This is a genomic window from Bacillus sp. K2I17 (genome assembly GCF_002209985.1).
GTDB classification, from domain to species: Bacteria; Bacillota; Bacilli; order Bacillales; family Bacillaceae_G; genus Bacillus_A; species Bacillus_A wiedmannii.
In genome coordinates this window covers 69404-89925 of record NZ_NJGF01000017.1, presented here as the reverse complement: position 1 = coordinate 89925, position 20522 = coordinate 69404, and the positions used below count along the sequence as shown (strand labels likewise).

The window sequence follows — 20522 nt, the reverse complement described above, 5'->3', positions numbered from 1 at the left end:
CTTGAAAAAACTTATTATATAAAAAGCTAAACGATTAATATTTACAAAAAACTAATGTATAATAATGTAAATTGCATGTAGTTTTTTAAACTGTTTGAAAATATACTTTCGATACTTTACTAGAAGGGGAAAGGGAGATGAATTTAAATATAAAAGAAGCCAGCGAAATTTTAGAGCGTACGCCACAAACTTTTTAGTTTTTTTGCTAATTTAGTAAAGGCCTAAGGTGCGAACAAGGGATTATTTAAATCATGTGAGAAAGGTTGTGAAATTATTTGATAGGTTATAAAGCGATGCTGTTTGATTTAGATGATACGTTAATTGATAGGGATAAGGCAGTAGATAACTTGTTTTTATTAGTTTTAGAAAAATGTTATGAGGATGTTAGTGATACAGTCAAAAACAATATGTTACAGAAATTCAAAGAATACGATAAAAGGGAATACGGCATTAGTGATAAAACGATAGTTTTAGAATCATTATTTGATGAATTCGCGCCGAAATATAGATTGCCAGGCGATTATATCCAAGATTTTTGGAATTTAAATTTCCCTAAATGTTTTTCGATAGACCAAAATACTATTCATTTCTTAAATCATATAAAGAGTCACTTTAAAATTGGAATTATAACAAACGGCTCAACGCATAGACAAAAAGCTAAAATAATTAACACGAATTTAAACAATTACTTTGATACGATTATTATTTCTGAAGAAGTAGGATTGAGTAAACCTGATAAACGTATATTCGAACTAGCATTAAATAAGCTTAATGTGCAACCAGAAGATGTATTATTTATTGGAGATGACTTAGAAAAGGATATTGCTGGTCCTCAAAATGCAAATATAAAAGGTGTGTGGTTTAACCCTCAGAAAATCAAGAATACTACCCAAATACAACCATATGTCGAGATTAACACTTTGGATAGTTTGTTAAGTTATGTTAATCCACAATATTTTTATAACAAGTAAAAGCAATTTCATATATATATTCAAAAATATAAAAAGAGAAACTATCATTAATTTCATTGACCGTATTAGTAATAAAAAATAGATATTTACAATAAAAAATAGTGGCGATTTTAATAGTTGCGGCTAATTTAATCTATGGTTAATACGAAGTTTTTAAAATAATTTTACTCATACTGTGTAAATTATAAAGGGGTGGGACTATGGAAATAAAGAAATTAGTTATCGATGGAATAAATATTGCGGTCATAAAAAATGATAAAGTACTAATATCCGATGTTCAAACTGCGTTGGATCTTATGGCAACAGTTCAATATGAGGTAGATGCTAAACATATTATTATCGACAAATCATTAATAACTGAAAGTTTCTTTGACTTAAAAACACGCCTTGCTGGTGATATCCTTCAAAAGTTTATAAATTACAGAGTAAAGGTTGCTATTATTGGAGATTTCTCTATGTATACGAGTAAAAGCTTCAAGGATTTTATTTATGAATGTAATAAAGGGAAAGACATTTTTTACTTAGCAACTGAACAACAAGCAATTGAAAAACTAAGTACATTGAAGCATTAATAATACCATAGTAAAATCTCCCTCTTTTTCACGTCGCTTATTATTTACAACATATAAGAACTGATGTTTGTGGTAAACTAAGAGATGAATAAAGGGGGAGTTTTCTTGTACAATTTTAATGATACAATCCGAAATTTAAACAATTTAGTTTACAAACCTAACAATTTAATGATTACGAATCTAAAAGAAGAAAAGCAAAACGCAGAATATGTAGGATGTTTATTTCACTTAAATAACAAAACTATCCGTTTTAGAGTATCAAAAATTACGCCTAATAAAATTGGTCAATTTGTTTCTTTTTGGGAGAAAGATGACAATATGCATAATCAAGCATTTTCTTATGACGCTGCTCCTGACTTATTAGTTATCACTTGTATAGATGATAATCAACTAGGACAATTTATTTTCCCTAAAGAAATTCTTCTTAAAGAAAAAATATTAAAAACGCAAAGTCAAAAAGGGAAGATGGCTATGAGAGTTTATCCAATTTGGGATACCCCTGTTAGCAACCAAGCTAAAAAGAGCCAAATGTGGCAACTTCAATATTTTGTTGATATAAGCGATCATAATAATTTACCTATAGATAAACTATTACATTTGTATTTGTAGCTTCTTTTCTTAAGTAATCTTGTGAATTAGACTTTTTGTACCGGTACAGTTAAACGAAATGTACATTGTTTCAGTACCCCATCAAATTTACAATCAGCATATACTATTTTAACTTATAAATGTTAAGGGGTGCTGAATATGACAAGTCTACAATACAAACTGTTTACAAGATTGAATCTTACAAACCGTACTGAAGTGAAGTTTGAAGAATTAAATACAATTCTCTTTGCATTTGCACACACTATACCATTTGAGAATTTAGATGTTATAGCACGCAATGCGAATACAATTACTATGGAAAATTTACAGAATAAAATTTTAACTACATCCCGCGGCGGACTTTGTTATGAATTAAATACTCTTTTTTACTACTTTTTAAAAGATTGTGGTTATGATGTACAACTTGCACTTGGAACCGTATATAAAAATGAAATCAATGCATGGGCACTTGAAGATGGACATATAACGATTATTTTAAAGTATGCTAACGAACGATACTTAATTGATGTAGGTATTGCTTCCTTAGTACCTTTAATCCCTGTACCTTTTACTGAAGAGCCTGTTTCCTCTAAAAATGGTTCGTATCGAGTGAGAAAACGAGACACAAGTAAAGGAAATTACGTTCTAGAAAGAAAAGATACGAACGGAGAGTGGAAAGTTTGTCATGCCTTTTATAATCGTATCATTGATGAGACAGTAGTGAACGATGTTCAAAAAAGAGTAATAGAAGATGAGAAATCTATTTTTAATAAGGGACCAATTGCAGTGAAATTAACGGACTATGGCCATGTCTCTTTAACGAATACGAGTTTTACTGAAATGATTAATGGGGAAAAAATAAAATGTGAAATTACAGAAGATCAATATAGAGAGCTATTAAATACTTTATTTGCTATTGAGTTGAGATGAAACGAATAGCTAGCCGGTTCTTACGCAGAATCGGCTATTTTATTAACTTTAATTTAAAATAACTATTAAAGTTTGATTTTATTAATAGATATAATACACTAGAACAGTATGTACAATGAATTTTGAATGTAAAGGAAGATTTTTATGTCAATTATTGATAAATTGAAACTTAATAAGTATACAAATATGGTCGTAATGAATGAACCTAGTGATTATGACATTTTCACAGGAAAAGAAACTGCATTTTCAAAAGAACACGATGCCATTTTTATTTTTGTAGAAACACTTGATGAAATGGTGAAACAAACGAATTATATTACTAGTAATGAAGAATTACTAATTGAAAAAGGCTACATATTCTTTGCGTATCCGAAAAAAGGTAATTCTCGTTACAGTACGTTTATTCACCGTGATGAGATGTTTCCAGCGTTAAACGTTGGCGAAGATGGGTATGTAGGACAGAGTGATATTAAATTTGCACGAATGGTAAGTATGGACGACGTCTTTACTGTTGTAGGTTTAAAGCGTGAAAAGAAAAAAGAGAAGAAAACGCCTGCTATGAGTCAATGTGTTGCCGATTATGCAGATCGTATTAAAGATGTTGAAGCATTATTAGTTAATCATCCAAATGAACTTAAATTTTATCAAAGTTTAACACCTGGATATCAAAAAGATTGGGCGCGTAATTTATTTTCTGTAAAACAAGAAAAAACACGTGACAAACGTCTTGAGAAAATGATTGAAATTCTTTCACAAGGCTATAAAACAATTGAATTATTCCGCAAGAAGAAAAAATAATGGTTAGGAAAATCACAATGATGCAACAATTAATTACGCTTAGCACATTGAAAAAAGGATTCCTTTCAGTATACTAAAGTAAGTTCTTATATTTAAATAATTAGCAAAAGAGAAAAGGTGTTTGAAATGAAATCGTATATTGTAGTTGGAGCTGGTATTTTAGGAGCGTCTACTGCTTATCATCTTGCTAAAGCAGGTGCGAATGTTACTATCGTTGATCGACAACAATTAGGGCAAGCAACTGATGCAGCAGCTGGTATTGTATGTCCTTGGCTTTCACAGCGTCGTAATAAAGCGTGGTATAAAATTGCTAAAGGCGGTGCACGTTACTATTCTTCTTTAATTCAGCAATTAGAAGCAGACGGTGAAACGGATACAGGATACAAACGTGTAGGTGCAATTAGTTTACATACTGATGAGAAAAAGTTAGATAAAATGGAAGAGCGCGCTTATAAACGACGTGAAGATGCACCAGAGATTGGTGAAATCACTCGCTTATCAGCTGAAGAAACGAAAAAATTATTCCCAGCATTATCTGAAGAATACAGTTCTGTTCATATTAGTGGCGCTGCACGAGTAAACGGAAGATCATTACGTAACGCATTAATAAGTGCTGCAAAAAAACATGGCGCAACTTTTATAAAAGGAGACGCGGTATTAGTCCGTGAAGGTAATCATATTATTGGAGTTAAAGTAAATGACGAAACAATGGTAGCAGAAAAGGTAATTGTAACTGCAGGGGCATGGGCGAATGAAATCTTGAATCCATTAGGAATCAATTTCTTAGTTACGTTCCAAAAAGGACAAATTGTTCATTTGCAAACGGAAAATACAGCAACCGAAAATATGCCAGTTGTTATGCCGCCAAACGATCAATACATTTTAACGTTTGACAATGGTCATGTCGTAATTGGTGCTACTCATGAAAACGAAACTGGCTTCGATCATCGTATAACAGCAGGTGGTTTACATGAAGTATTCCATAAAGCATTAACAGTTGCACCTGGTTTAGAAGATGGTACTATGCTTGAAACGAGAGTTGGGTTTAGACCATTTACACCAGGATTCTTACCTGTTATCGGACCACTTCCTAACTTCGACGGTATTCTTGTTGCAAACGGATTAGGAGCTTCAGGTTTAACAGCTGGTCCATATTTAGGTTCAGAACTTGCTAAATTAGCACTCGGACAACCAATTGAATTAGATTTAAACGATTATGACGTTGCTGGTGCAATTGAATAACAAAAAAAGATTAGGATTCGCTCCTAATCTTTTTTATTTATAGCTAATACTTTAATTGCTTTAATAACCTTTTGTTTAATTCCCACAATGCTGTTTTGTTACTATCCCATTTCAAAAGCATTACTGCATCCTCAAAGCATAACCATTTATAATTGGAGTGTTCTTTAGATAATGAAACATTTTTTGTAGAAACTTTAACTCCAAAAGAAAATTCTTTTATTACATAAACATCTTCTCCCCAAAGAAATCCTCCGACTACATCCTCTACAGGTAGTGAAGAAACAGAATCTAATTTTATATAGGGACATTCTTTTATAATACCAGCCTCTTCAAACGCTTCTCGTTTTGCTGATTCAATAGGAGTTTCACCATCTTCTCCACCACCAGCTATTCCTTGCCAATAACCATAATCACTTCGGTTAAAAATAGCGTATTGAATAGAATCTTCAATTATTATATAAGGAAATATTAATGCTTGATATGGTGCTCTCATTGCATAACCTCTTTCTGAAAATAAGCTTTAAATAAACATGAATAATTGTTAATTATTAAATGGAGTGGGGGTTCTTTTGAATAAAAACACCACTGATAAAATAAAGATTACAGCCTTCAAACTACCCCAATATGGATAAACAGTATGATCAGTTAAACTAGCATATTGAAAGATATTCTCTAAACCGAAAATCCCAATAACGACTGCTAAGAGAAAAGCAGCTTTTCCAATAGTACTATTACGATAGAGGGTAAATAAGTATATTGCACATATAAGTGGTACGATGATTTGTAGTAAGATTGCCATGAATTGTCCCCCTAATTTATATTTTATACTTATATTATATCAAAAATGTAATAAAAAGGAATGTAAGTTAATTGATGCTAAGTAGAAAACAGACTTGTACGAACAGGGATATCACACTTTTACGTCTATAGTTTTGATACTAATTTAACTACTCTCATCATATTCTTCTATTAAAAAGAATAACAAGGAGTGTAAAGTTAATTGACAAAAGTTAAGGTTCGTTTACGGCCCATCGTTCATAAAGTAAATTTACCGACTGTATTGAAAACAGCTATACTTCCAGGTGAATCGATCGAAAGACTATTTATCGCAACTCAATTAGGAGAGGTTTTTTACATAGGAGACGGAGCTATAAAGACATTTTTAAATATTCGTCACCGAATTATTAAATTAGGTACATTTGAAGAAGGTGTTTCTAGTAGCGGTTATGATGAACGCGGTTTGCTGGGACTAGCGTTCCATCCACAATTTAATCATAACGGCTTATTTTACCTTCATTATTCAATGGCTGGAACTCAAGGACCAGGTTCGCTTTCAGAACAATTTAAACCGAATCCTTGTGACCCGAAAACTTTAAATTTAAAGTGGACAAATAGAGATACTCAATATGATCATATTGATACAGTTGAAGAATGGGTTTTACAATCAAATGGCCAACCTCAAAAGCGAAGAACATTACTTAATATAAAACGGCCATTTTTTAATCATAACGGCGTAAATAGCTTAAACTTTTCACCTGAGACTGGAAAACTTGTTTTTACTAATGGAGATGGTGGTTCTGGCTATGATCCGTTTAATTTAAGCCAGGATGATTTAGAAATAGCGGGTAAAATAATTGAAATCGATGTAAGTAAAAATACGTCCATAAATAATCCTCCAGTAGTTACACGTTTTAATGAACTTCCTCTATCTATTCAAGAAACTCTTACATTAATTGCAAAAGGCGTACGTAATATAACAGGTATTTCATTTCAAAGGTTGCATAATCAATATATCAAATATGCCGGTAACGTCGGACAAGATATTGTAGAGTCTATTTTTTCTTTTGTTCTATATAAATCAATACCAGTTACCGAAATCGTTCAAACCCATTTAATGAGAGATACTCCTGATCAATATGGAGTTATTAATTTTGGGTGGAGAGGATGGGAAGGGGAATTACCTACTTCTTTTATAAGGCACTGTTCTGAGAATCCTACTTTGGATGAGAGGATAACGGCTTATTATGATGAAACAATAGTAACATCAGTAAATCGTATTCAACCTCTAATAAGTTATTATCATAAAGATTCCAGACCGGATAAGTTTGGAGGAACTTCACTTACAGGAGTTCAGCCATATATGGGGACTGCAATCCCAAATTTAACAGGTAGCGTCGTATTTACTGACCTTGCTAAGAAAGAAGAATCTCAGTCTCCAGTAAAGGGTGCGTTAGCTTATTCTAGAGCTGGTACGCATGGTAAACATACTGACTTTCATGTTATTGAAATCGATTATGATTTTGGTACGCAAGCGGCTTTTTATATGAGTTTGGGAACAAATTTAGATCAAACTAGATTATATTTAGGGGTCTATGGTTCTATGAAAGTAACGGATTTTAACAAAGGTACTATTTTTGAAATCGTTCCTTGATATGATAAAAACTTTCAGATACATTCTTTATATAATCGTCTATTGTATAATGATTGATTCCTTTTAGAAGGTAACAAATAAACAATAAGTGTATGAATAAAAATAGAAAGTGATAAATTAGATATCTTTAGGGGGATTTTGATGAATCACTTTAGAAACTATTGGTATCAACCGATGATCGCGCATGATGCGAATTTTGTTCATAAAAGAAAGATGACGCCAGCAAAGAGGTTAGTGATTACAGCGTTACTCGGTTCACTTGCTGCTATTTTTCAATCTGCCGGGAACCTAATCCCTGGTATAGGCTTATTTATTAGTCCTTTTGCGACGCTGCCTATATTTTTCGCTATTTGTTATTCTACTCGCACGGGAATACTTTCTTACATTCTTACTATTCTCCTATTATTTATTATTGAGCCAAGCGAACTAATTGTCTTTCCTTTTACTACAGGTTTATTAGGTATAGCGTTAGGAGTATCCTTTATACAATTCAAGAGAAGGATTTTGATTGTTTCCTTTTCAGCAATATGTCTACTTCTAGGTATTATAATTGTACTTGATATCTTTCGATTTCCTGTATTAGGTCCTACTGTTCATACAACTTTGGATATAAAAATTATTCTATTAATATTTATTCTGAGCTTTCTATACTGCTGGATCTATGCAGGCATTTGTAGAATAATGTTGAATAGAGTATATAAAGTATGGTCTTAACAATTTCTCATATATTTTTAAAGATTGGAGATTCAAGTCGTGTATAACGTTAAAATTAGAAGACCTAATTCGGATGATGTAGATGAACTGAATATGTTTTTTCGTCTTGTTATTACTGATACATTTAAAAATGAAGGGTTATCACAATTATTAGATGACATAGAAAATGAAATTAACACGAAAAAACAATATTTGAAAAATGATTTGGAGAGTAATGGAGAAAGTCGTTACTTTTTATTAGCAATTGATACAAGTAACGATAAAATCATTGGAACAATTGAAATCGGCCCAGCAAGTACATTGATTAATAGTTGTACAGGTGGTGTGTTTAAAGATTTATATGAAATAGGAACTGTATTTGTACTACCTGAATATCAACGAAATGGCATAGGCAATTTATTACTACATGCAATGTATATTACGTTACTTAGCAGAGGAATAACAGAATACTGTTTAGATAGTGGATACAAAAAAGCACAAAGTATATGGACGAAGAAGTTTGGAGAACCTAGTTATGTACTGAAGGAGTATTGGGGAGAATCAAGCGATCATATGATTTGGAAGAAGAGTTTACATGATACACCTATAATATTTGAATTATAAAATGAAATATGCCTCTGAACGTAGCTTTTCTTACATATGTATGCTATTATTTATCTTTATAATAAAAGAGGACGTGAATGAACTTGATTAAAATTAATATTCCTGAAGCTGATGTTTCAATTACTGAACGTAAACAAGTTATTAAAGGAGACGAGCCAATAATTACTCCAATTAATGGATTTATCGATTTCCACTTGTTCCCTAGAGATAAAGGCGGCATTTTTATGTTTTACAATATTAATGACGAACTTCTTTTCGTAGGTAAAGCTCGTAAAATTAGACAACGTATTAAGAAGCATTTTGAAGACAATGTTTCACCAATTAAAAATCACCGTGATGAAGTATACCGCATCGATGCATGTATCGTAGAGGATCCAACAGAAAGAGAAATTTACGAAACTTACATTATTAATGAATATAAAGCAAAATATAACGTTGATAAAGTATTCTATAAATAAGTAATAAAAAAACAATCCTAGCGCATATACTGGGATTGTTTTTTTATTTAAATTTAGTCCTCATATTTTTCTCCTTTTTTTAAATGATTAGCAACAATAAAACAGCATACACCTATACATATAAGTACAATTCCAATCGATTTATGTTTTCCCTCAAAAAAAGGAATATCAGAAATAACATTTGTCATACATAACCCTATAAACACAAGGATAGGTCCTGCCCACAGTAATACATTGCCGAATTTCGTATGTTGCCACATAGTAACCCTCCTTACCTCTTTTTACATATATATCTATAAAATAAAAGTAAATTCATAGAGAAATATAGTTTTTTTCATATCGAAAATTTAACCTTCATATATTGGTACAAGCAAACGAGAAAGGGGACCATCATGAATTGGTTAGAAGCTTTTATATTAGGGATCATACAAGGTTTAACAGAGTTTTTACCGATAAGTAGTACGGGTCATCTTTATTTAGGAAGGCATTTGTTTCAATTAGATGAAGCAGGATTGTTTTTAGATACGATGCTGCACATTGGAACTTTGCTTGCAGTGTTTATTTATTACAAAAAAGAATTTATATATTTAATTAAAAATCCATTTTCCAAACTAATGCTACTACTTATTGTCGGGACGATACCCGCAGTTGTAATCGGATTGTTATTTAAAGACTTTTTTGAGGATATTTCAAAAACAGGCATTACGATTGGATGGGAGTTTTTAGTGACAGGTTTCTTTCTATATATGGCTGATAAACAAAAAAATGGTCGTAAAAAAATGGATGACATTACATATAAAGATGCATTTATTATCGGTTCATTTCAAGCTGCTGCTATTTTCCCAGCAATTTCTCGTTCTGGTATGACAATCGTTGCTGCATTATGGAGGAAGTTAGACCGCGAAACTGCTGCTTACTTTTCTTTTTTATTATCAACGCCAGCCATTGTCGGAGCTATCATTTTGCAATTAGCAGATGTTTATCAAGGGAAAGCAGAATCTATTTCTAGTACATCTTTAATCGTCGGCACATTATCAGCAGCGTTTTTCGGTTATATAGCCGTTTCATGGATGATTCAATATTTAAAACGTCACTCCTTAAAAGTATTCGCGTATTACGTATGGGGATTAGGCATTTTAATTTTAACGTTACAATTTACTCATGTGTTTTAATGTAGTAACTATTCGTTTAGATCCTGTTTCATTCATACAAGGCAGGGTCTTCTTTCATTAAGGGGGAAAATATGTTTAATAAGGCTATCGTTATTGGCGGAAGTATCGCAGGAAAACTCGCAGCAAAAGCATTATCATCTACTTTTAAAGAAGTAATCATTATAGAAGCTGGTGAAAGATGGGATGGAAAGTCTTCGAGAAAAAGAGTTCCACAAAGTAATCATCCTCATGTGTTATTAAAAGGTGGAGAAAAAGCGATTGAGGAATTGTTTCCTACTATCACTAATGAATTAATTGAAACAGGTAGTATCGTAAATAACTTTACTCGTGATATAAAATGGCATCAATTTGGTTTATGGAAACAGCAATTCATAGGTAAAGTACATATGATTCAACAAAGTAGGTTTTTGCTTGAATGGCATATTCAAAAACGAATTAATGATATTTCAAATGTTACCACTAAATTTGGAACATTAGTTGATGGTTTATTAGTAGATGGAAAGCTTAACAAAGTAAGTGGAGTAAAAGCTAAATGCTTAGAGACGGGCACGCAAGAAGAAATTCAAGCAGATATTGTTGTTGATGCAAGCGGATTCGGTTCAAAAAGTATAGCGTGGTTACGTGAATACAATATTGAAGTGCAAGAAGAGAAAGTGCGCATTGATTTGTTTTACGCAACTAGAATGTTTAAACTCAATGAAAATGAGAAATTAGACTGTTGTAATATGCTAATGTCTCCAAGTTTCCCTGACAATCCGTATGGTGTTCTTATTCAAACGATTGAGGATAATCGCTATTTTGTTACTTTCAGCGGATATGCAAATGAGAAAGCACCACAAACAGATGATGAGTTTTATGATTTTGCTGAAAACCTATCAATTTCTAATGTGACAGATTTTCTAAATAAAGCTGAGGCAATTTCAAATATCAAAACGTACAAAATTCCTTATCAAGTACGTCGGCGATTTGATTTAGTTAATCATTTACCAGAAGGATTGTTAGTAGTTGGGGATGCACATTGTCGTTTTGATCCTGTTTTTGGGCAAGGTGTTTCAGTTGCAGCTATGGAAGCTCACCAATTGCAGTTACTTTTGCAAAAGAGACAAAAGCTTGATAAAACATTTACACAGCGATTTTATAAAAAGACCGCTAATATCATACAAACTCCTTGGGAAATGACTACAACGGAAATATCACGTCATCCTCAGCTAACAAGAAAATTATCGATGAAGCAAAAATTTCAGCTATGGTATACGAAACAAATATATGAACTATCTGCAACTGACTCTGATGTTTATATTCGATTAGTAAGAGTTATGAATTTAATTCGTAGTCCATTGCACCTATTTCATCCGAAAGTACTACTTGCTGTATTACTGAAGCGAAAGAAATAGCAGGAAAATAATCGATTAAAAAGAATATATAACAGTTAGTATATATAGAAGGAGTGAGCGAGATGAAAATATACATAGAACAATTAAAGAAACACGATGCTAAAGATTTATTTACGTTTGAACTTACGAATAAATCTTTTTTTGAAACAATGGTACCAAATCGTGGCTCACAATATTTTAATTTTGAATATTTCCGAAAGCTACTAGACGATTTATTAATAGAACAAGCGGATGGAGATTCTTATTTTTATTTAATTCGTAATGAAGAAAAAGAAATTGTAGGACGAATAAATTTAGTAGATATTGATACAGAAACTCGAAGCAGTTCATTAGGGTATCGAGTCGGAGAAAAGTTTACTAAAAAAGGGGTTGCAACAGCAGCTGTAAAATTAGTTTTAGACGTAGCGAAAAATAATAAAATTAATGAGATTCATGCTAAAACAACTACTAATAATCTCGCATCACAAAGTGTATTAGAAAAAAGCGGGTTTTCTTCCTATCATAACGAAGCAGATACAACATCTGTAGAATTAAATGGAGAACATGTGAATTTTGTACATTATATATGGAGAAATACTTCGCGCTTATATTAAGGGGGACTTATACATGAATGATTTACGTTATCCAATTGGGCAATTTACATCCAAACGTCCTATAACTGAAGAAATGATTGATACATGGATTCAAGAAATTGAAGATTTACCTAATGAACTAGCAAAAGCAATTAAAGATTTAGATCAGAAGCAGTTAGACACACCATATCGAGTTGGTGGATGGACGGTTCGTCAAGTAGTTCATCACGTTGTTGATAGCCATATGAATAGCTACATACGCTTTAAATTAGCACTAACAGAAAAGAATCCTACTATTAAACCATATAAAGAAGAGAAGTGGGCAGAACTACCTGATTCTAAATTACCAGTAGACGTTTCACTAGTAATGTTAGAATCGTTACATAAAAGATGGGTTAACCTTTTATATTCTCTAGAACTAGAAGATCTAGAAAAGACATTTAATCATCCAGAAACTGGTGAAACAAAACTTGCTGCTGCAATTGGACTATATGCATGGCATGGACGTCATCATACAGCGCATATAACTTCATTAAGAAAGCGACTAAATTGGTAACATGGAGATTGGATTAGAGAAGGCAACAGAAAATGATGCAGCAGTTTTATTTCAAATGCAAATAGACTCATTTAGCCCTTTATTAAATAAATATAAAGACTATGAAACAAATCCAGCAAATGAAACTATTGAAAAAACTATTTTAAGGATAAATAATCCAAGCAACAACTTTTATAAGATGATAATAGATTCGAACCTTGTTGGAGCGATATGTATATCCCAAAAAGAACTACCTTATAAATTTTGAATCAGTCCAATGTTCATTCATCCAATCTATCAAGGGAAAGGAATCGCTCAAAAGGTACTTATTTTAATTGAAAAGATGTTTCCAAAAGCAAGGAGTTTTGAACTTGCTACGATTTTAGAAGAAGAAAGAAATTGTTTTCTATACGAAAAAACGGGGTATAAAAGAACAGAAGTAATAAAGAAATTAAATGATAAAACTACACTCATTTATTACAAAAAAGAAAGGTAAAGCATTTGAAATACGCTTTACCTTTTTCTGTTACTTAAGATTAAATATACAAAAACGATGCATATTCTTCCAAAATACTCGGGTTAGTAATTTTGGAACTGAATAAATATACATAAAAGCGTTATTTCGTCGTATATGTTACTAACGCTTTTTGAATGCTTAAAACACTATCGTCACCTTTAAATTCTTTCGTAATTGGTGTACTCAAACTAGATACCCAAATTTTAAGCTCAGCGTCTAAATCAAAATGCCCAGCTGTTTCAATGCTAAATTGTGTAATGCTTTTATAAGGAATAGAATGATACTCTGTTTTTTTACCTGATATCCCTTGTTTATCTACTAAAATAAGACGACGATTTGTAAATACGATTAAATCACGAATTAATTTATAAGCATGTTCAACTTTCTCATCGTCTAACATAATCTTCTCTAAATCACGTTCTACACTTTCTGTACTCGCATTTGATGCATTTCCTAAAATACCGCTAAATAAACCCATATGAAATTCCTCCTCGGTTAATTGTGGAATGTATTACTTATATTGTACCATGCTATTTACTAAGAAATTATGACATTACTTTAGTAGTTTCTGGTTATTATTGCAATTCGTTTATATAACCTCGTCTTAAAATCTTGTGTTAACATGTAAGTAAGAAAAAAGAAGCAGAGGGATATAGCATGAAAAATATAGGTTTAGTATTAGAGGGCGGAGGAATGAAAGGTCTATATACTGCAGGAGTACTCGAATATTTTATGGAAAAGAACTTATTCTTTCCGTATGTAGTTGGCGTATCCGCTGGTGCATGTATGGGCGCAACTTATTTATCACGTCAAAAAGGAAGGAATAAAAAAGTAAATACAGAGCTAGTGTCAGATCACCGATATATATCTTATCGAAATTTGATTCGAAAACGTGAATTATTTGGAATGGACTTTTTATTTGATGAAGTCCCTAATAAAGTTGTTCCATTTGATTTTCAAACTTTCTTAAATTCCAATGAACAATTTGTTATAGGAACGACTGATTGTGATTCAGGAAAAGCAGTTTATTACAATAAAATAGAACACGGAAATGATATTTTAAAAATCATTCGCGCATCAAGTTCTGTACCGTTTATAGCGCCTGCTGTAGAATATGATAATCTAAAATTGCTAGATGGAGGGATTATAGATCCTATACCGGTTCTAAAAGCACAAACTGATGGTTATCAAAAGAACGTCGTGATTATGACAAAGCCAGAAGGATATGAGAAGCAGCGGAATAAATTTTCTGGTCTGGCTAAAATTTTATATAGTAAATATCCGAAAATCGCAGAACATTTAGTAGAACATTATCGTTATTATAATGAAACCGTAACTTATATGAATGGCAACGAACAGAAAGATAATTTTTATGTAATTCAGCCTAGCTCACAACTTCCTATAAGCGGAATAGAAAGAAATAAAGAAAAGCTAGTTAATTTATATAATCTTGGCTATACAGATGCTCAATATCATTATGAAAAATTATTAAGTTGGATAGAGAAATAAAGGGGTGGAAAGTTGCTATTAGGTAAAATGGTTATTTTTAATGAATTGCAGAAAATGCATAGTCTGCTGCATAAACCGTTTCCGTATCGTGCTACAGGAAAATTGCAACGAGACTTAAAAAGTAAATTTACAGATGATGACTGTATAAACGCTGATTTTAATCATTATTGGATGCATACAGCAGGTACTTTAAGTTCTGTACTAAATGGAAACGAACAGAACATTACGTTTCAGCAAATAAAGTGGTTAAGGAAATCGTTTTTTGAATGGTTTCCGCAATATCGTTCTATAGAAACAGAAATTGTGAAGTATCCCGTTTTGTATAGAGATTTCATGAATTATGAGAAAGCGCGAAAACTATTACTATATTATCTTACTGAATAAAAATTAAAACGTACAAGTTATGCTGCTTGTGCGTATTTTGTTCATAAAAAAGACAATATTTATACCTTGCTTATATAGGAATTTTAATGTGCAGAAAGAAGTAATTATAGAATGAAGTAAGGGAGGAGAGGCGTTTAGCGATTGTTTTCCTTTAATGGATTGTCCAACTCGAATATCGTTAGTTATTTATGATAAAATATTTCGAGTGAAATCAAGTACTTATTATATCCAGTATTAAATAAGTTAAGCCAGGAGGAACAACAGTAAAATGGAAAACGTATCAAATATAGATAAATCGGAATCAAGAAAATCTTTACAATCGACTATTCGTAAACTTGAAAATGCATTATTACAGATGACTCAAAAAGGTGCAAATACTACATTAGTGAAAAAACGACTTAAAGCCGTTTGTGTAGGGTTAGCAGTACTAGAAAACGTTTGGAATCAAGAAAGTCACCAGTATAGTCAAGAAGAGTTAGCAGAAGCTCGTAATGTCCTTGTTGGTTTACTTCCATCAATTGAGAGAGCCTATGATAAGTCTAAAGTAGGTAGTCCGCAAAGAACTCTTTTAACAAGACGAATCAAAGCGTTGGAACTTTCTATTCAGGCAATTGATAAACTTTCTAATAAATAACTCATCTAAATACAATATCATCCTAATCCTAATTTTTATAAAAGCAATCTAGTGAAAAGAAATACAAAGGAGGAAGATGGGTGACTTCAATAATTAGTCCTAAATTAGAGGAGCTTAATAATCAATTAAAAAATGGAAACGAGAAAGCTTTTTATACTTTTTTGCATGAAATAAAGTCAAATCATACGCCACTAATAGAACAATGTCCTGTAAATAATCAGTATAAGCTTATAACGTATATATGGTTAGGGGACCAAAAAACTGAAAATGTTTATGTATTCGGTAGTTTTCCTGGTTGGGATCTGTCTGTAAATCAATTAAAACGATTGTTACAGACAGATATTTGGTATGAAACGTTTAGGACGGATAAGAGTTTTATTTCAACTTACTATTTTTCAGTAAACGATTTTTTCGAAAATGATTGGATAAAGCGTAGTGAACAGTACGAACTAGACCGATTTAATGGAAATACATTTGGAGAAGGTGCTAATAAAGCATCAGTGTTAAGTATAGGGATGGAAGTGCAGTATAGCAGTCGTTTCCCTTCAGATCATTATCCATCTGGAAAAATTGAAACATATTCTTTTCATAGTACGATTTTAAATAACACACGTAACATTCATATTTATACGCCTCATGACTATTCTCACACTTCACACCTTCAAGAACTTCTCATTGCATTTGATGGGAATTCATTCATTAATAACCTTTCAATCGCAAGAACACTCAATTATTTAATATACGAAAAAGAAATCCCATCTTGTATTGCTGTTGCAATAGATCCTGTTGATCGACTAGAAGAGCTAACTTATAACGATAAAATGAATGCATTTTTAACGGAGGAATTACTTTCGTGGATTCATGCTAAGTATCGTGTGCATCAAGAAGCGAAACATACAACAATTGCCGGTTTCAGTCTTGGTGGCTTAGCAGCTTTTTATGCAGCACTTCAAAATCCACATGTTTTCGGAAACGTGTTGTCAATGTCTGGATCCGTGCATTGGAAAAAGGATGGTTATGAAAATCAAATTCCTTGGATTGAAAATCAAATTTCATCTATAGATTCCGATACGAGTCAACCTCATTTTTACATAGCAGCAGGAGAACTTGAAAACAAACCTCTTTTAACGGCTAATAGACGCCTGTATAAAGCTTTAAAAGAAAAAGGGTACCAAATTACTTATGAAGAGTTTCAAGGCGGACATGACGGTGTTTGGTGGCGAGAAAAGTTGTTTGATGAATTGAAAGCATTAAAACTTACAAAAACAACACTCTAAATTAAAAAGGAGAGAGAGTCTATGAATCAAGAAGAACTAGATAAAAAACTAAAAAAGCAAGAGATATTAGTAAAAGATGAGAAAGTTTGGTCTTATACGTATGAGGATCATATTAGTTCTATCGTTAAAGAAGCAGAAAAGAAAGGGTCTTTTGATAATTTGCCAGGTAAAGGGAAACCTCTTAATCTTGATAAAGACCTTTCATACAATCCTGAAAAGCAACTTTATAGAACGTTAAAGAATAATCATGTTTTACCTAGGTGGATTGAGCTTTCAAAGGAAATTGATGATTTAAAAGAAAAGCTAAAAGAAAATACAAATACTACAGAAGCAGCGGATTTAATTCGAACTATTAATAAAAAGGTTTTAGAACATAATCTACTTTGTCCACCAAGTGCACAAAAAACGAGGGTGAAAACGGATTTTTAACAATTTTCAATGAAGCTATCTTTTGCTATATAATTAAGTAAGGCATTTTCAATTCATTATTAAAGGGAGGCAAATGTAATGAAGAATACGTATCAGCTTCAAATTCCGAAAGAACTAGAGCAGTATCGTAGTATTTTAGAAGAAAGTGTGAAACCTTATATTAAAGTGTCTGGAACATTAGCAGAGACAACGCTTTTTGAAAGTAAATTTGGTGGTTATCCGTATTTACCTATAGATCAAGAGCATCCTAAAGATTCAAATGGACAACCTATGATGTTACTAGCGCAGCTAAACTTTGAAGAAATGCCGCATGTTGAATATATGCCTCAAAAGGGTATGCTACAGTTTTTCGTAAGTGCTGAAGATGAACTTTACGGAGCAGATTTTGATCATCCAACAATCCAAAAAGACTTTCGAATTATTTATCATTCTACAATTATAGAAGATTTAAATAAGGTAATTACTGATTTTAGTTATTTAAACACTTCAGAATTAGAGAACTTTATCATTCCTGAAGCAGCGAAATTAAAGCTTGAATTAGGTTATCAACCAATAACATCAAGGGATTATCGATTTGAAAAGATGTTTAGTGAGGAAATTGATTGGGAAGAAATTGTTGATGAAGAAAATAATACTGAATTAGGCGAACTGTATGATGATTTATGTAAAGATCAAGGGCATAAAATTGGTGGTTATCCATTTTTCACACAGACAGATCCAAGGGAATGGGAAGAAAAATACCAGCAACATGACATGTTATTGTTGCAAATTGATACAGATGATTCATTAAATATTATGTGGGGAGATTCTGGTATTGCTAATTTCTTTATAAAGAAAGACGATTTATTAAATCTAGATTTTTCCAATGTTATTTACAATTGGGATTGTTATTAAAAACATATAACTGAAATACTAGCAAGCTAAAAAATCTTCCTAAAGGTGAGGGAGATTTTTTTATGTTAAAAATAAACGTTATGTTAACTAGAATAAAGAACGGTAAGTACAATAAAAGTCAAGTGTAACTGACAGAAATAACAACAAATAATCTAAAGTTATAAAACGTGTGTAAATAGCAATATAAATTTATTAAGTAAAACATAAAATGAATTTAATAATTTATATTTTGTATAGAAATAATTTTTCTGTATAAAAATTATTTCTATACAAAATGTTTTTGATTCGATAATTCTTAATGGATTATTGATTTGAATTTGCTGTGATGGATTTATAACAAAAAGAATGATAAAAACTGTAGAAATTCGTTTAGATACGATTTTATGTAAATCTCACTAAAAATCTCCGCTCCGTCTCATTAAGTATAGTTTACTTGGTTTTTGATACCTGATATCGCTTTTTTCTACAACTGCCTATAATATATATTATGTTAACTAACTTAGAATAATAAACTTATTAAATGTTAGCGTTGGTGATTAGCCTCCCCTTGTTCTTTTTAATCATTCTGTGTGATTGATTGTTTAGTTGTTTGTTTTTTTGTTGTTTTATAAGTTGTTGATAAAAATGTCTCCAGATATAAATTATATTTAAGACAATAAAAAATGCAATTCGTTTTAAATGAACGCATTAAACGAATTGCATTGATATGATTACGAATAAGTTTTTAAAATTAGATAAGTTTTTAAAATTAGTTTGCTACAGCAATTGCTTCGATTTCAATTAATAAGTTATCGTTAATTAACTTTCTAACTTCTACAGCCGAACTTGCTGGTGGATTCTTAGTATCAATGTATTGATCTCGAATATCTCTAACAATGGCCATTTGAGAAATCTTAGACTTTCTTTCTGAAACACTTCATATTTTCTATGCAAATAAATATCTTTGTCTTTATAAATCCAATTTGAAAATAGTTGTATTGATTTTCTTCCAGATAAAATAAAGCGATAATGTTTGTTTTGATTTAGTAAATCGGCTCGTAAATTGTGATTTTGAAGAATTTGATGTAAAGAATTCATAAATCTATATGATCCTCCTACAAAGCTTACTATATAATTTTCATATTTGACGTAACCATCCCCATCAAAATATCCACGAACAAAATGATGTAAATATTCTTCAGGCACGAATGGGAATTTGATATTTAATGATTTACATGGCATGATTCCATGTATATTCATAAGGTCGTCTTTTATTGTTTTGCTATTAATGTTTAGCATCTATACGCCTGTTTTTTTATTTTGATATAGTGGCTGGTTGGTGTGTAGTTCTTGTTTTATATCTTCTAAAATGTAACTTTCTTTTTGAGATATACTGACACATTGATTTTCTTTCTGTATAACACCATCTGCTGCTATAAATCCTAAAATATAAGCCATGTTATTTGACCATGTTTTAAAATAATCTTCTGATATGTCATACTTCCTTTTCCAACTCCCTATAGCACGCCTTGGAACGTTATTGTCTGTTAAAACCATACGAATATATCTAGCAGACACATTGGCAAGCGTAGCTATTTCTGAGGTACTCTTCCCTTCTGCATATAGCTGAGTTATTTGAGATTTTGATAGTTTACATTTTGATTTCTTTTTTCTCTCTATTTGCACTTACATCCTCTCCTTCCTTTTAATAATTAGAGACGTATTTTCTTCTACAACATATAACGAAACGTATGTTCTTCGTTGTTTATAAGAAAGTATTTACCAAATTAAAACAATTTACATTTACTTTATATTTGTTTTATCTGCTGCCTGATTTATTTTTTATATATAAGAATAATGAATTTGACAAATTTATGAAATGTACTGAATTTAAGATGAAAGGTAAATTAATTTCGTTT

24 protein-coding genes and 3 pseudogenes are annotated in these 20522 nt (G+C 31.6%); 21 read left to right on the top strand and 6 right to left on the bottom strand.

Annotated features, from left to right (window positions below; translation table 11 throughout):
- Nucleotides 1-278: 278 nt before the first annotated feature.
- The 6 genes from CER22_RS19335 (at nucleotide 279) to CER22_RS19310 (ending at nucleotide 5101) form a co-directional block, all read left to right on the top strand.
- Nucleotides 279-971, top strand: coding sequence for an HAD family hydrolase (locus CER22_RS19335; protein ID WP_218824979.1), 693 nt, complete (start codon nucleotides 279-281; stop codon nucleotides 969-971).
- Between the two features lie 200 nt (nucleotides 972-1171).
- Entirely contained in the window at nucleotides 1172-1543 is a 372-nt protein-coding gene (locus CER22_RS19330; protein ID WP_088609378.1) for a DUF4180 domain-containing protein, read from the top strand.
- A gap of 105 nt (nucleotides 1544-1648) precedes the next feature.
- A complete protein-coding gene (locus CER22_RS19325; RefSeq protein ID WP_141555565.1) occupies nucleotides 1649-2152 on the top strand; it encodes a MepB family protein in 504 nt (167 codons plus the stop codon).
- Between the two features lie 138 nt (nucleotides 2153-2290).
- A complete protein-coding gene (locus CER22_RS19320; RefSeq protein ID WP_088609376.1) occupies nucleotides 2291-3061 on the top strand; it encodes an arylamine N-acetyltransferase family protein in 771 nt (256 codons plus the stop codon).
- A 144-nt stretch (nucleotides 3062-3205) separates the two neighbouring features.
- Complete coding sequence (locus CER22_RS19315; RefSeq protein ID WP_088609375.1) at nucleotides 3206-3859, top strand: YdeI/OmpD-associated family protein; 654 nt, start codon at nucleotides 3206-3208, stop codon at nucleotides 3857-3859.
- Between the two features lie 126 nt (nucleotides 3860-3985).
- Entirely contained in the window at nucleotides 3986-5101 is a 1116-nt protein-coding gene (locus CER22_RS19310; RefSeq protein ID WP_060486860.1) for an NAD(P)/FAD-dependent oxidoreductase, read from the top strand.
- A gap of 43 nt (nucleotides 5102-5144) precedes the next feature.
- Here CER22_RS19310 and CER22_RS19305 read toward each other — a convergent pair whose 3' ends face one another.
- Nucleotides 5145-5594 (bottom strand): NUDIX hydrolase, encoded by a 450-nt coding sequence (locus CER22_RS19305; protein WP_088609374.1) that lies wholly within the window; start codon nucleotides 5592-5594, stop codon nucleotides 5145-5147.
- Nucleotides 5595-5642: 48 nt separating this feature from the next.
- Nucleotides 5643-5900, bottom strand: coding sequence for a hypothetical protein (locus CER22_RS19300; RefSeq protein ID WP_060486781.1), 258 nt, complete (start codon nucleotides 5898-5900; stop codon nucleotides 5643-5645).
- 201 nt (nucleotides 5901-6101) lie between these two features.
- Between CER22_RS19300 and CER22_RS19295 the strand changes: the two genes are divergently transcribed.
- The 4 genes from CER22_RS19295 (at nucleotide 6102) to CER22_RS19280 (ending at nucleotide 9307) form a co-directional block, all read left to right on the top strand.
- Complete coding sequence (locus tag CER22_RS19295) at nucleotides 6102-7532, top strand: PQQ-dependent sugar dehydrogenase (protein ID WP_088609373.1); 1431 nt, start codon at nucleotides 6102-6104, stop codon at nucleotides 7530-7532.
- Between the two features lie 141 nt (nucleotides 7533-7673).
- Nucleotides 7674-8246, top strand: coding sequence for a hypothetical protein (locus CER22_RS19290; protein WP_088063636.1), 573 nt, complete (start codon nucleotides 7674-7676; stop codon nucleotides 8244-8246).
- Between the two features lie 39 nt (nucleotides 8247-8285).
- A complete protein-coding gene (locus tag CER22_RS19285; protein ID WP_088609372.1) occupies nucleotides 8286-8849 on the top strand; it encodes a GNAT family N-acetyltransferase in 564 nt (187 codons plus the stop codon).
- A 77-nt stretch (nucleotides 8850-8926) separates the two neighbouring features.
- Nucleotides 8927-9307 (top strand): nucleotide excision repair endonuclease, encoded by a 381-nt coding sequence (locus CER22_RS19280; RefSeq protein WP_001048941.1) that lies wholly within the window; start codon nucleotides 8927-8929, stop codon nucleotides 9305-9307.
- Between the two features lie 53 nt (nucleotides 9308-9360).
- On the opposite strand, the gene CER22_RS19275 is transcribed toward CER22_RS19280, so the two are convergent.
- The gene (locus CER22_RS19275) at nucleotides 9361-9567 is read right to left on the bottom strand and encodes a hypothetical protein (RefSeq protein WP_000267713.1); all 207 of its coding nucleotides are present in this window, start codon (nucleotides 9565-9567) and stop codon (nucleotides 9361-9363) included.
- 132 nt (nucleotides 9568-9699) lie between these two features.
- Between CER22_RS19275 and CER22_RS19270 the strand changes: the two genes are divergently transcribed.
- The 5 genes and pseudogenes from CER22_RS19270 to CER22_RS32610 all read left to right on the top strand — a co-directional run bounded on the left by CER22_RS19270 (nucleotide 9700) and on the right by CER22_RS32610 (nucleotide 13476).
- Nucleotides 9700-10479 carry an undecaprenyl-diphosphate phosphatase gene (locus CER22_RS19270; protein WP_060486786.1) on the top strand — a complete coding sequence of 260 codons (780 nt, stop codon included), beginning with the start codon at nucleotides 9700-9702 and terminating at the stop codon, nucleotides 10477-10479.
- Between the two features lie 71 nt (nucleotides 10480-10550).
- On the top strand, nucleotides 10551-11873 hold the full coding sequence (locus tag CER22_RS19265) for an NAD(P)-binding protein (RefSeq protein WP_088609371.1): 1323 nt from the start codon (nucleotides 10551-10553) through the stop codon (nucleotides 11871-11873).
- Between the two features lie 62 nt (nucleotides 11874-11935).
- A complete protein-coding gene (locus CER22_RS19260; RefSeq protein ID WP_087984455.1) occupies nucleotides 11936-12466 on the top strand; it encodes a GNAT family N-acetyltransferase in 531 nt (176 codons plus the stop codon).
- 13 nt (nucleotides 12467-12479) lie between these two features.
- Nucleotides 12480-13001, top strand: a complete 522-nt coding sequence (locus CER22_RS19255) for a YfiT family bacillithiol transferase (protein ID WP_088063632.1) — start codon at nucleotides 12480-12482, stop codon at nucleotides 12999-13001.
- A gap of 1 nt (nucleotide 13002) precedes the next feature.
- Nucleotides 13003-13476, top strand: a pseudogene (locus tag CER22_RS32610) (GNAT family N-acetyltransferase).
- A gap of 121 nt (nucleotides 13477-13597) precedes the next feature.
- Here the strand turns inward: CER22_RS32610 and CER22_RS19245 are convergent.
- Nucleotides 13598-13975 carry a PH domain-containing protein gene (locus tag CER22_RS19245; RefSeq protein ID WP_000522465.1) on the bottom strand — a complete coding sequence of 126 codons (378 nt, stop codon included), beginning with the start codon at nucleotides 13973-13975 and terminating at the stop codon, nucleotides 13598-13600.
- Between the two features lie 179 nt (nucleotides 13976-14154).
- Here CER22_RS19245 and CER22_RS19240 point away from each other — a divergent pair, with 179 nt between their 5' ends.
- The 6 genes from CER22_RS19240 to CER22_RS19215 all read left to right on the top strand — a co-directional run bounded on the left by CER22_RS19240 (nucleotide 14155) and on the right by CER22_RS19215 (nucleotide 18624).
- Entirely contained in the window at nucleotides 14155-15006 is an 852-nt protein-coding gene (locus CER22_RS19240; protein WP_088063630.1) for a patatin-like phospholipase family protein, read from the top strand.
- Nucleotides 15007-15018: 12 nt separating this feature from the next.
- A complete protein-coding gene (locus CER22_RS19235) occupies nucleotides 15019-15390 on the top strand; it encodes a YxiJ-like family protein (RefSeq protein WP_088063629.1) in 372 nt (123 codons plus the stop codon).
- 268 nt (nucleotides 15391-15658) lie between these two features.
- Complete coding sequence (locus CER22_RS19225) at nucleotides 15659-16024, top strand: hypothetical protein (RefSeq protein WP_088063628.1); 366 nt, start codon at nucleotides 15659-15661, stop codon at nucleotides 16022-16024.
- Between the two features lie 80 nt (nucleotides 16025-16104).
- Nucleotides 16105-17301, top strand: a complete 1197-nt coding sequence (locus tag CER22_RS19220) for an alpha/beta hydrolase (protein ID WP_142291752.1) — start codon at nucleotides 16105-16107, stop codon at nucleotides 17299-17301.
- A gap of 21 nt (nucleotides 17302-17322) precedes the next feature.
- Nucleotides 17323-17730: a J-domain-containing protein gene (locus CER22_RS32605; protein ID WP_097890144.1), complete on the top strand. Its 408-nt coding sequence runs from the start codon at nucleotides 17323-17325 to the stop codon at nucleotides 17728-17730.
- 78 nt (nucleotides 17731-17808) lie between these two features.
- Nucleotides 17809-18624: a YwqG family protein gene (locus CER22_RS19215; RefSeq protein ID WP_088609370.1), complete on the top strand. Its 816-nt coding sequence runs from the start codon at nucleotides 17809-17811 to the stop codon at nucleotides 18622-18624.
- A gap of 748 nt (nucleotides 18625-19372) precedes the next feature.
- Here CER22_RS19215 and CER22_RS19210 read toward each other — a convergent pair.
- Both CER22_RS19210 and CER22_RS33695 read right to left on the bottom strand, forming a co-directional pair.
- A pseudogene (locus CER22_RS19210) lies at nucleotides 19373-19516 on the bottom strand (RidA family protein); the annotation flags it as partial.
- A gap of 2 nt (nucleotides 19517-19518) precedes the next feature.
- Nucleotides 19519-20289: pseudogene (locus tag CER22_RS33695) on the bottom strand (LAGLIDADG family homing endonuclease); the annotation flags it as partial.
- Between the last annotated feature and the right edge of the window lie 233 nt (nucleotides 20290-20522).